The 12,040-nt window shown below is 67.5% G+C and carries 9 protein-coding genes; 8 read left to right on the forward strand and 1 reads right to left on the reverse strand.

Translation table 11 applies throughout. The features are described 5' to 3' along the window. The first annotated feature begins 209 nt into the window (after window positions 1-209). Window positions 210-1,949, forward strand: coding sequence for a ShlB/FhaC/HecB family hemolysin secretion/activation protein (locus WS95_RS22550; RefSeq protein WP_059826112.1), 1,740 nt, complete (start codon window positions 210-212; stop codon window positions 1,947-1,949). Between the two features lie 50 nt (window positions 1,950-1,999). On the opposite strand, the gene WS95_RS22555 is transcribed toward WS95_RS22550, so the two are convergent. Beyond that, window positions 2,000-2,950, reverse strand: a complete 951-nt coding sequence (locus tag WS95_RS22555) for a LysR family transcriptional regulator (RefSeq protein ID WP_059826114.1) — start codon at window positions 2,948-2,950, stop codon at window positions 2,000-2,002. 114 nt (window positions 2,951-3,064) lie between these two features. Here WS95_RS22555 and WS95_RS22560 point away from each other — a divergent pair, with 114 nt between their 5' ends. From WS95_RS22560 to araH, 7 genes are all read left to right on the forward strand, one after another. Continuing rightward, window positions 3,065-4,816 carry an IlvD/Edd family dehydratase gene (locus WS95_RS22560; protein ID WP_059826116.1) on the forward strand — a complete coding sequence of 584 codons (1,752 nt, stop codon included), beginning with the start codon at window positions 3,065-3,067 and terminating at the stop codon, window positions 4,814-4,816. 180 nt (window positions 4,817-4,996) lie between these two features. After that, window positions 4,997-6,355 (forward strand): MFS transporter, encoded by a 1,359-nt coding sequence (locus tag WS95_RS22565; protein WP_059826119.1) that lies wholly within the window; start codon window positions 4,997-4,999, stop codon window positions 6,353-6,355. Between the two features lie 49 nt (window positions 6,356-6,404). Beyond that, window positions 6,405-7,334, forward strand: coding sequence for a dihydrodipicolinate synthase family protein (locus WS95_RS22570; protein WP_059826122.1), 930 nt, complete (start codon window positions 6,405-6,407; stop codon window positions 7,332-7,334). A gap of 25 nt (window positions 7,335-7,359) precedes the next feature. Further along, a complete protein-coding gene (locus WS95_RS22575; protein WP_059826372.1) occupies window positions 7,360-8,289 on the forward strand; it encodes a Gfo/Idh/MocA family protein in 930 nt (309 codons plus the stop codon). A gap of 89 nt (window positions 8,290-8,378) precedes the next feature. Continuing rightward, the gene (locus WS95_RS22580; RefSeq protein ID WP_059826125.1) at window positions 8,379-9,383 is read left to right on the forward strand and encodes an arabinose ABC transporter substrate-binding protein; all 1,005 of its coding nucleotides are present in this window, start codon (window positions 8,379-8,381) and stop codon (window positions 9,381-9,383) included. A gap of 21 nt (window positions 9,384-9,404) precedes the next feature. Continuing rightward, window positions 9,405-10,952 carry an L-arabinose ABC transporter ATP-binding protein AraG gene (gene araG / locus WS95_RS22585; RefSeq protein ID WP_059826128.1) on the forward strand — a complete coding sequence of 516 codons (1,548 nt, stop codon included), beginning with the start codon at window positions 9,405-9,407 and terminating at the stop codon, window positions 10,950-10,952. Window positions 10,953-10,982: 30 nt separating this feature from the next. Further along, entirely contained in the window at window positions 10,983-12,011 is a 1,029-nt protein-coding gene (araH, locus tag WS95_RS22590; protein WP_034205857.1) for an L-arabinose ABC transporter permease AraH, read from the forward strand. Window positions 12,012-12,040 lie beyond the last annotated feature (29 nt).

Genomic DNA, 12,040 nt, shown 5'->3' on the forward strand with positions numbered 1-12,040 from the left:
GGATGGCAAAGATAATTAATGGCGTTAATGAGCGTCGAATTAATCGCTGCTTTTATCTTCGGGCGCCCATGGCTTCTTGCGATGTTGTAATGCGGTAAGTCTAATGGTGTTGACGGATGCTAGGTGCGTCCGGTTAACTGCCGATCGCATACTGAGCACCGATCGGTGTGCGACGTAGTCGACATTCACAATCAAGCGATGAAAAATACATGAGAACTATTTGCCGGGGGAATTCCGCTGTAGCAGCGCTGCTGCTTATCGCGACCAGTGTGTCCGCGCAGGAAGCGCCGCGCCTGACCGTTCCGGGCAATGACCAGCAAACCCGACAGCAAGAAGAGGCACGTGAGCGCGAGCGAACCGTCACCGCGCCCGGGGTACGGTCGAACATGACGGCACGCGCCGGGTATCCCACGCTGCCGTCGGAAACGCCCTGCTTTCGCATTGATCGTTTCTCCCTCGACGTACCCGATGCGCTGCCCGCTTCCCTGAAGTTGCAAGGCGCGTCGGCATTGCCGATGGATCGTTTCGCCTTCGCGCGCGAATGGCTCGAACACTACACCGGGCAGTGTGTCGGCAAACAGGGACTCGACGCGCTCGTCAAAGGCCTGTCGCAAGCCATTCTGGCGCGCGGGTACGTGACGACGCGCGTGCTGCTGCCCGAACAGGATCTCTCCATCGGCACGCTGAAGCTCTCGCTGATCCCCGGTGTCATCCTCCATGTACGCTTCGCCGATGAAAAGCTCCGCGGCACCTGGAAAACCGCCTTCCCGACCGGCGACGGCGAACTGCTCAACCTGCGCGACCTTGAGCAAGGTCTGGAGCAGATGAAGCGCGTGTCGAGCCAGGACGTGTCGATGCAGATCGTGCCGGCCGATGTGCCCGGCGAAAGCGACGTCGTGCTCGACGTGAAACGCAGTAAGCCGTGGACCGTCGTCGCATCGATCGACAACTCCGGCACACGCGCGACCGGCAAACTGCAGGGTAACCTGTCGCTCGGCATCGACAACCCGCTGGGCCTGAACGACCTCTTCAACATCGGCGTGAGCCAGGATCTCGAGTTCGGCGACAAGCGCCTCGGCTCGCACGGCTGGAACGGCTTTTATTCGATTCCGTGGGGCTACTGGACTGCGACGCTGTCCGCGTACACGAACACGTACTATCAGCAAATCGCCGGGGTCAACCAAACCTTCGTCGCGAGCGGTAATTCGAAGACAATCGATTTCAAACTCGCCCGCGTGCTCGCGCGCAGCCAGAACGACGTATTCGGCGGCTACGTGCGCCTGTCGCGCCGCTTCGGCCAGAGCTTCATCGAAGATACGGAAATCCCGCAACAACGCCGCAACAACACGTTCATCGAACTCGGTCTGAATGATCGACACTATTTCGGCGGTGCTCAATTCGACGGCACGCTCGCGTACCGTCAAGGCGTCGGCGGGTTCGGCGCGCAGGACGATATCCCCGAGCTGAATGGAGACCAGACCTATCGCTTCAAAATGGCCGTGCTCGACGCGAACCTGTCGGTGCCGTTCGCGATTGCGCAGCAGCCGTTCCGCTACGTCACGACGTTCCACGGCCAGTACACGGGCAATACGCTCTACTATATCGACGATCTGACGATCGGCAGCCGCTATACGGTGCGTGGATTCGACGGCGAGACGATGCTGGCCGCCGCGCGCGGATTCTACTGGCGCAACGAGCTTCAGGCGCCGATTGGCCAAACCGGACAGGCCGTCTATGCCGGCATCGACTACGGCCGCGTGTGGGGCCCGCAGCCGGTCGCCTTGGTTGGCACGCAACTGGCGGGCGCCGTGATCGGCGTGAAGGGCAGCGTCGCGACCCGATTCGGGGCCTACGGTTACGACCTGTTCGCCGGCACGCCGATCTACAAGCCGTCCGGGTTCCCGACGGCGCGTGTCACGGTTGGTTTTCAGGTCACCGCACAGTTCTGATGATGAAAGCGTAAGCCCGTGCCCGGCCTGTCCGGAAGCCGGCGCCCGCGTCACAGCGCGACGTCGTACACCTCTCGCGCCGCCGCCCGAATCGCCTCGACCATCACCGTCACTGCCGGCGAATGCAGCCGGTCGGTGCGCGTGATGATCCCGAAATCGTCCATCCGGCAGTCCATCTCGAGCGGCAGCACCGTGACGATGCCGTGCCGCGCGTAGTACCGCGCGACGTCCTCGGCGAGCACCGCGATCATGTCGCTCTGCTCGATCAATTGCGTGATGAACAGCAGCGCGGCCGTTTCGACGACGTTCGCCGGCGGCGCGAGGCTCGCGCGCTGGAACACGAGATCGAAGCGGTGGCGCAGCACGCTGCCGGCCGGCGGCACGACCCAGGCGGCGCGCTGCACGTCCGCGAGCGACAGCGGCGCGTGCGCGAGCAGCGGATGGCCGGGACGCACCACGGCCGCCACCGACTCGCCGGTCAGCGGCTCGTAGCGCAGGCGCAGCTTGTCGTGTTCGGCCGACAGCCGGCCGAGCACGATGTCGATCTTTTCCTGCGCGAGGTGTTCGAGCAGCACGTTGCTGGTGTCGATCTCGACCGACACGTGCAGGCCGGCATGCGTGCCTTTCACGGCGGCGACGGCCGGTGGCACGAGGCGCAGGCCCGGCGACGTGATCGCACCGACCGCCACGTGGCCGAGATGGCCGGCCTTCAGCGCGGCCAGCTCCTCGTGCGCCTGGTCGAGGCTGCCGAGCGCCGCGCGCGCGTGGCGGATCAGCGCGTCGCCGTACAGCGTCGGCCGCATCCCGCGCGGCAGGCGCTCGAACAGCACCGCGCCGATCGATTCCTCGAGTTCGCGCAGCAGCTTCGACGCAGCCGGCTGCGTCATGTTCAGCGCCGCCGCCGCGCGGTGAATGCTGCCTTCGTCGGCGAGCGCGACGAGCAGCAGCAACTGGCGCGTCTTCAGGCGGGCGCGGTTTCCCCACGGGCTGGCTTCGGGCATCGTACGGGTTTATATCGATATCGGAATGGATATCGTAATCGCCTAAATCGTCATTAGCCAGTTATCAAAATTCTGCCTAGACTGCGCCGGTATCCCGTCACCACAGGACTGACGATGTCGGCAACAAAACCCAGGCTGCGCTCCGCTCAATGGTTCGGCACGAACGACAAGAACGGCTTCATGTACCGGAGCTGGATGAAGAACCAGGGCATTCCCGATCACGAATTCGACGGCCGGCCGATCATCGGCATCTGCAACACATGGTCGGAACTGACGCCGTGCAACGCGCACTTTCGCAAGCTCGCCGAGCACGTGAAGCGCGGGATCTCGGAGGCGGGCGGCTTCCCGGTCGAGTTTCCGGTGTTCTCGAACGGCGAATCGAACCTGCGGCCGTCGGCGATGCTCACGCGCAACCTCGCGTCGATGGACGTCGAGGAAGCGATCCGCGGTAACCCGATCGACGCGGTCGTGCTGCTCGCCGGCTGCGACAAGACGACGCCCGCGCTGCTGATGGGGGCGGCCAGTTGCGACGTGCCGGCGATCGTCGTGTCGGGCGGCCCGATGCTGAACGGCAAGCTCGAAGGCAAGAACATCGGTTCGGGCACGGCCGTGTGGCAGTTGCACGAAGCGCTGAAGGCCGGCGAGATCGACGTGCATCACTTCCTGTCGGCCGAAGCCGGCATGTCGCGCTCGGCCGGCACCTGCAACACGATGGGCACCGCGTCGACGATGGCGTGCATGGCCGAGGCGCTCGGCGTCGCGCTGCCGCACAACGCGGCGATTCCGGCCGTCGATTCGCGCCGCTACGTGCTCGCGCACATGTCGGGCATCCGGATCGTCGAGATGGCGCTCGAAGGGCTCGTGCTGTCGAAGATCCTGACGCGCGCGGCGTTCGAGAACGCGATCCGCGCGAACGCGGCGATCGGCGGCTCGACGAATGCCGTGATTCACCTGAAGGCGATCGCCGGCCGCATCGGCGTGCCGCTCGAACTGGAAGACTGGATGCGCATCGGTCGCGACACGCCGACGATCGTCGACCTGATGCCGTCGGGGCGCTTCCTGATGGAGGAGTTCTATTACGCGGGCGGGCTGCCGGCCGTGCTGCGCCGGCTCGGCGAAGGCGGGCTGCTGCCGCATCCGGATGCGCTGACGGTCAACGGCAAGTCGCTGTGGGACAACGTGCGCGAAGCGCCGAACTACGACGAAGAAGTGATCCGCCCGCTCGACCGGCCGCTGATCGCGGACGGCGGAATCTGCATCCTGCGCGGCAATCTCGCGCCGCGCGGCGCGGTGCTGAAGCCGTCGGCGGCGAGCCCCGAACTGCTCAAGCATCGCGGCCGTGCGGTGGTGTTCGAGAACCTCGAGCACTACAAGGCGACGATCAACGACGAATCGCTCGACGTCGACGCCAGCTCCGTGATGGTGCTGAAGAACTGCGGGCCGCGCGGGTATCCGGGCATGGCCGAGGTCGGCAACATGGGGCTGCCGCCGAAGCTGCTGCGCCAGGGCGTGAAGGACATGGTGCGGATTTCCGACGCGCGGATGAGCGGCACCGCGTACGGCACGGTGGTGCTGCACGTCGCGCCGGAAGCCGCGGCCGGCGGGCCGCTCGCGGCCGTGCGCAACGGCGACTGGATCGAGCTCGACTGCGAGGCCGGCACGCTGCATCTCGACATTACGGACGAAGAGCTGCAGCGGCGCCTGTCGGACGTCGATCCGACCGCGGCGCCGGGCGTGGCCGGCCAGCTCGGCAAGGGCGGTTATGCACGGCTGTACATCGATCACGTGCTGCAGGCCGACGAGGGGTGCGACCTCGACTTCCTGGTCGGCACGCGCGGCGCGGACGTGCCGAGCCATTCGCATTGAGCGGCGGGCGGTCATAGCCGGTCGGGCAGAGAGGCGGCCCGCGTCGGTGCCGAAGCGCCAACGTGGGTCGACAGCGATGCATGGGACGTACGTAAGCGCTGAAGCGCCAACGGACGTCGACCGCGAAGCATGGGACGTACGTAAGCGCTGAAGCGCTAACGTACGTCGACAGGAGACAAGATGACGACGCAGTACACGAGCGCGCAGGACGCGGCGGAACAGTCCGATTCGATGGCAGCCGTCGACGAACGGCACCTGACCCGCCTGCTCACGCGCAAGCTGGTGCCGTTCCTCGCGCTGATCTACGTGGTCGCCTACGTCGACCGTACCGTCGTCGGCTTCGCGAAGCTCCACATGAACGCGGCGATCGGCCTCGGCGACGCCGCATACGGGCTCGGCGCGGGACTGTTCTTCATCGGCTACTTCCTGTGCGAGGTGCCGAGCAACCTCGCACTCGGCCGCTTCGGCGCACGCGTATGGTTCGCGCGCATCCTCGCGACCTGGGGCGCGATCACGATGGCCATGGCGCTCGTCCAGGGGCCGACCAGCTTCTACGTGCTGCGCTTCCTGCTCGGCGCGGCCGAAGCCGGCCTCTATCCCGGCATCCTGTACTTCCTCACGCAATGGTTCCCGATGCGCGATCGCGCGCGGGTGATCGGCCTGCTCGTGCTCGCGCAACCGCTCGCCGGCATCGTGACCGGGCCGCTCGCCGGCTGGCTGCTGTCGACGCACGGGTGGTTCGGCCTGTCGGACTGGCAGACGCTGTTCGTCGTCAGCGGCCTGCCGGCCGTGCTGCTCGCGTGGCCGACGCTGCGGCTGTTGCCCGAGTCGCCCGCGCATGCGCGCTGGCTGAACGACGGCCAGCGCCGCTGGATCGCCCGGCAACTCGCCGCCGACCGCGACACCTATCGCCCCGATTCGCACGGCAATCCGCTCGCCGCGTTGCGCGACCGCCGCGTGCTGCTGCTCGCCGCGCTGTTCCTGCCGTTCCCGCTGTGCATCTACGGATTGTCGCTGTGGCTGCCGACGATCATTCACGCGTTCGGCACCGGCGATGCGACGACCGGCCTGCTGTCCGCCGTGCCGTACCTGTTCGCGGTGGTCGGCCTGCTCGTCGTGCCGCGCCATTCGGACCGCAAGCGCGAGCGCTACTGGCACATCGTCGTCGTGTCGGCCGCCGCCGCCGTGACGATGGCCGCGAGCGCGTGGGTACGGCAGCCCGCGCTGCAATTCCTGTTCATCTGCCTCACCGCGTTTTCGCTCTATTCGATCCAGGCCGTCGTGTGGGCGCTGCCCGGCGAATTCCTGACCGGCACGAGTGCGGCGGTCGGCATCGCCGCGATCAATTCGCTCGCGAATCTCGGCGGTTACGTCGGGCCGTACGGGATCGGCCTGATCAAGGCAGCGACCGGCAGCCTCGCGGCCGGCCTGTACTTCCTCGCGGCGACGCTGTTGTTCGCGGTGCTGATGACGTTCGTGGTCCGGGCCGCGCTGCGCGTGCCCGAACCGGCCGCCGGCGCGTTCGCCGGCGAATCGTGAACGCCTTGTTTTCCGGCTCAACGCCGATTCGACTGATGCAGGACCAACCATGACATCGAGCAGCACGCCGCGCTATCGTGGCATTTTCCCCGTCGTCCCGACGACGTTTGCCGAGACCGGCGAGCTCGACCTCGCGAGCCAGAAGCGCGCGGTCGATTTCATGATCGACGCCGGCTCGGACGGGCTGTGCATTCTCGCGAACTTCTCCGAGCAGTTCGCGGTTACCGACGACGAGCGCGACGTGCTCACGCGCACGATCCTCGAGCACGTCGCGGGCCGCGTGCCGGTGATCGTCACGACGTCGCACTACAGCACGCGGGTGTGCGCGGCGCGCAGCCTGCGCGCGCAGCAGCTCGGCGCGGCGATGGTGATGGCGATGCCGCCGTATCACGGCGCGACGTTTCGCGTGCCGGAAGCGCAGATCTTCGATTTCTTCGCGCGCGTGTCGGATGCGATCGACATCCCGATCATGATCCAGGATGCGCCCGCGAGCGGCACCGCGCTGTCCGCGCCGTTCCTCGCGCGGATGGCGCGCGAGATCGAGCAGGTCGCGTACTTCAAGATCGAGACGCCGGGCGCCGCGAACAAGCTGCGCGAGCTGATCCGGCTCGGCGGCGACGCGATCGAGGGGCCGTGGGACGGCGAGGAGGCGATCACGCTGCTCGCCGATCTCCATGCGGGCGCGACCGGCGCGATGACGGGCGGCGGTTTTCCGGACGGCATCCGGCCGATCCTCGAAGCGTTCCGCGAAGGGCGGCACGACGATGCGTTCGCGCATTACCAGACGTGGCTGCCGCTGATCAATCACGAGAACCGCCAGTCCGGGATCTTGACCGCGAAGGCGCTGATGCGCGAAGGCGGCGTGATCGCGTGCGAGCGGCCGCGGCATCCGATGCCGGAACTGCACCCGGACACGCGCGCGGAATTGCTCGCGATCGCGCGCCGGCTCGATCCGCTCGTGCTGCGCTGGGCGCACTGAGCGAGTGGCGAAGGAGGAAAGCACGATGAGCGATGTGATTTCGTTGGGCGTCGTCGGAATCGGCAAGATCGCGCGCGACCAGCATTTGCCGGCGATCGCCGCCGAACCGGGCTTCGCGTTGACCGCCTGTGCGAGCCGTCACGCGGAAGTCAACGGCGTGCGCAATTATCCGGATCTGAACGCGCTGCTGGCCGCCGAGCGCGAGCTCGACGCGGTCTCGCTGTGCGCGCCGCCGCAAGTGCGCTACGCGCAGGCGCGCGCCGCGCTCGAAGCCGGCAAGCACGTGATGCTCGAGAAGCCGCCGGGCGCGACGCTGGGCGAAGTAGCCGCGCTGGAAGCGCTGGCGCGCGAGCGCGGCCTCACGCTGTTCGCGACCTGGCATTCGCGTTGTGCGAGCGCAGTCGAGCCGGCGCGCGCGTGGCTCGCGACGCGCACGATCCGCGCGGTGCAGGTGCGCTGGAAGGAAGACGTGCGGCGCTGGCACCCGGGGCAGCAGTGGATCTGGGAACCGGGCGGCCTCGGCGTGTTCGATCCGGGCATCAACGCGCTGTCGATCGTCACGCGAATCCTGCCGCGCGAGCTCGTGCTGCGCGAGGCGACGCTGTTCGTGCCGAGCGACGCACAGATGCCGATCGCGGCCGAACTCGATTGCGCGGATACCGCCGGCGTGCCGGTGCACGCGGAATTCGACTGGCGGCACGGGCCGGTCGAGCAATGGGAGATCGCGGTCGACACGGCCGACGGCGTGCTCGCGATCAGCCGAGGCGGCGCGCAACTGTCGATCGCGGGCGAGCCGGTCGAGGTCGGGCCCGAACGCGAGTATCCGGCGCTGTATGCGCACTTCCATGCGCTGATCGCGCGTGGCGAAAGCGACGTCGACGCGAGGCCGCTGCGGCTCGTCGCCGATGCCTTCCTGTTCGGCCGGCGCGTGCAGACCGACGCGTTCGGCCGCTGAACCTGCGTGCGCGCGTCGGCGCGAAGCGCGCGACGCGTGATCGATTACGACACACATCCACGGCATTGGCCGATACAAAGGAGACACCCATGAACCGCACGATTCGTCGACATACCCTGCGCGCGCTGCTGGCCGCGCTCTGCATCGCACCGCTCGGCATGCAGGGCGCCGCGCGCGCCGATGCGCCGCTGAAGATCGGCTTCCTCGTGAAGATGCCGGAGCAGGCGTGGTTCATCAACGAGCAGAACGCGGCGTCCGCGCTCGGCCAGAAGGAGAACTTCTCGGTCGTGAAGATCGGCACGCCGGACGGCGAGAAGGTGCTGGCCGCGATCGACAACCTCGGCTCGCAGGGCGCGCAGGGCTTCGTGATCTGCGCGCCGGACGTGCGCCTCGGGCCGGCGATCGCGTCGCGCGCGAAGCGCTACAACATGAAGTTCGTGACGGTCGACGATCAGCTCGTCGATTCGACCGGCAAGCCGCTGCCGAACGTGCCGCATCTCGGGATGTCGGCGACGAAGATCGGCAACCAGGTCGGCCAGGCGATCGCCGACGAGATGAAGCGGCGCGGCTGGAAGCCCGAGGAAGTCGGCGCGCTGCGCGTCACCAACTACGAGCTGCCGACCGCGAAGCTGCGCACCGACGGCGCGACGCAGGCGCTGCTCGCGAACGGCTTCCGCAAGGAGAACATCTTCGACGCGCCGCAGAAGACGACCGACGACGAAGGCGGCTTCAGCGCGGCAGCGCCGGTGCTGGCCCGCCATCCGAACGTGAAGAAATGGGTGATCTACGCGCTCAACGAGGAAACGGTGCTCGGCGCGGTACGCGCGACCGAGCAGTTGCACATCCCGGCGGCGGACGTGATCGGCGTCGGCATCAACGGCGCGGGCGAGGCGTTCGCCGAGTTCCAGAAGAAGGAGCCGACCGGCTTCTACGGGACGATCGCGGTTAGCTCGACGAACCACGGCAAGGACAGCACGCAGAACCTCGTCGACTGGATCCGCACCGGCAAGACGCCGCCGGCCGACACGCAGACGAGCGGCAAGCTGATGACGCGCGCGAACTGGCAGGCCGTGCGCGCCGAACTCGGTATCTGAGCGGGGCGAGGCGAGAACGCGATGACGATGCAGACGATGACGGCCGCGTCCGGCCACGACGCCGAAGCGGCCACGCCGCCTGACGGCCCGCTGCTCGCGCTCGACGGCATCACCGTGACGTTTCCGGGCGTGCGTGCGCTCGACGCGGTGTCGCTGTCGGTGCGTGCGGGCGAAGTGCACGGGCTGATGGGCGAAAACGGCGCCGGGAAATCGACGCTGCTGAAGGTGCTGTCCGGCGTGAACCAGCCGCAGGCCGGCACGCTGACGCTGAACGGCACCGTGCAGCGCTTCGCGTCGACGCGCGCGGCGCTCGAGGCCGGCATCGCGATCATCTACCAGGAGCTGCATCTGGTGCCCGAGCTGACGGTCGCGGAAAACCTGATGCTCGGGCAATTGCCGAGCCGGCTCGGCGTGGTCGACGAGCGCGCGCTCGCCGCGCGCGCGCTCGATGCGCTGGAGCGGCTCGGCGAGCGCATCGATCCGGGCATCCCGGTGAAGTATCTGTCGATCGGCCAGCGCCAGATGATCGAGATCGGCAAGGCGCTGATGCGCGACGCGCGCGTGATCGCGTTCGACGAACCGACGAGTTCGCTGTCCGCGCGCGAAACCACGCAACTGTTCCGGATCATCCGCGCGCTGCGCGCGGAAGGCCGCGCGATCATCTACGTCACGCACCGGATGGAGGAAGTCTACGAACTGTGCGACCGCGTCACGGTGTTTCGCGACGGCCGCCGCATCGACACGTTCGAATCCGTCGCCGATCTCGACCGCGACCGGCTGATTGGCTGCATGGTCGGCCGTTCGATCGAGGACGTGTACGGCTATCGGCCGCGCCCGGCCGGCGACGTGCTGATCGAAGCGAAGGGACTGACGGGGCCGGGGTTGGCCGAGCCCGTGTCGTTCACCGCGCGGCGCGGCGAGATCGTCGGCTTCTTCGGGCTCGTCGGCGCGGGCCGCTCGGAACTGATGAAGTTGCTGTACGGCGCGGTGCGGCCGAGCGCCGGGTACGTCGAGCTGAACGGCAAGCGAGTGGCGTTCGGCAGCCCGCGCGACGCGGTGCGCGCCGGCATCGCGCTGTGCCCGGAAGACCGCAAGCAGGAAGGCATCGTCGCGATCGCGTCGGTGGCCGACAACCTGAACATCAGCGCGCGGCGTCATTTCAGCCCGGCGCGCGTGCTGCTCGACGGGCGGCGCGAACGCGAGCTCGCGCAACAATACATCGAGCGGCTCGCGATCAAGACGCGCGACGGCGAAACGCCGATCGGCGCGCTGTCGGGCGGCAACCAGCAGAAGGTCGTGCTCGCGCGCTGGCTGGCCGAGCGCATCGACGTGTTCCTGATGGACGAGCCGACGCGCGGCATCGACGTCGGCGCGCGCGCGGAAATCTACAACCTGTTCTACGAACTCGCGGAAGCGGGCCGCACGGTGATCCTCGTGTCGAGCGATCTGGCCGAGGTGATCGGCGTGTCGGACCGCATCGTCGTGATGAAGGAAGGGCGGATCGCGGGCGAGGTCGCGAAGGCGCACGCGACGCCCGACGCGCTGATCAAGCTCGCGCTGCCGCGCTAGCGGCCCGCAGTCAACCGGAAAGCAACTGATATGAGCCAGGCAATGCAACCTCAACGTACCTCCCCGTCCCCGGATGCGGCCGCCGCCGCGGCCACGCCCGCGCGCCCGCGCGGCGGCGTGTGGCAGCTGATCAACCGCTCCGGCATCGTGATGGTGTTTCTCGTGCTGTTCGCGACGCTGTCGCTGACGGTGCCGGACTTCCTCACGCCGCGCAACATCCAGGGCCTGCTGCTGTCGGTCACGCTGATCGGCTCGATCGCGGTGACGATGATGTTCGTGCTCGCGCTCGGCGAGGTCGACCTATCGGTCGCGTCGATCGTCGCGTTCGCGGGCGTCGTCGCGTCGACGCTGATCACCGCGACGCACAGCGTCGTGCTCGGCATCGCGGCCGGCGTGCTCGCGGGCGGCGCGGTCGGGCTCGTGAACGGCGTGCTGATCGCGCGCTACCGGATCAACTCGCTGATCGTCACGCTCGCGATGATGGAAGTCGTGCGCGGGCTCGCGTTCATCACGTCGAACGGCGACGCGGTGATGATCTCCGAGGAGCGCTTCTTCGATCTCGGCGGCGGGTCGTTCCTCGGCATCTCGTACCCGATCTGGAGCAACATCGTCGGCTTCGTCGTGTTCGGTTTCCTGCTGCGCAAGACGGTGTTCGGCAAGAACGTGCTGGCCGTCGGCGGCAACGGCGAGGCCGCGCTGCTTGCGGGGCTGCCGGTGATGCGCATCAAGATCACGGTGTTCGTGCTGCAGGGGCTCGTGACCGGCTTTGCCGGCGTGATGCTCGCGTCGCGGATGAGCCTCGGCGATCCGAAGACGTCGGTCGGCCTCGAGCTCGGCGTGATCTCCGCGTGCGTGCTCGGCGGCGTGTCGCTGACGGGCGGCGTCGCGACGATCTCGGGCGTGCTGGTGGGCGTGCTGATCATGGGCTCCGTGCAGGACGCGATGAGCCTGCTGAACGTGCCGACCTTTTACCAATATCTGATACGCGGCGGAATTCTGTTGCTCGCGGTGCTGTTCGACCAGTATCGTCGCAACCAGCGGCGCGCGATGAAGATCTGACTTCGACTCACGCGCGGCCGCCTGTACTT

Origin of the sequence: Burkholderia sp. MSMB1826 (assembly GCF_001526325.1) — a bacterium.
In the GTDB taxonomy this organism is placed as follows: Bacteria; Pseudomonadota; Gammaproteobacteria; order Burkholderiales; family Burkholderiaceae; genus Burkholderia.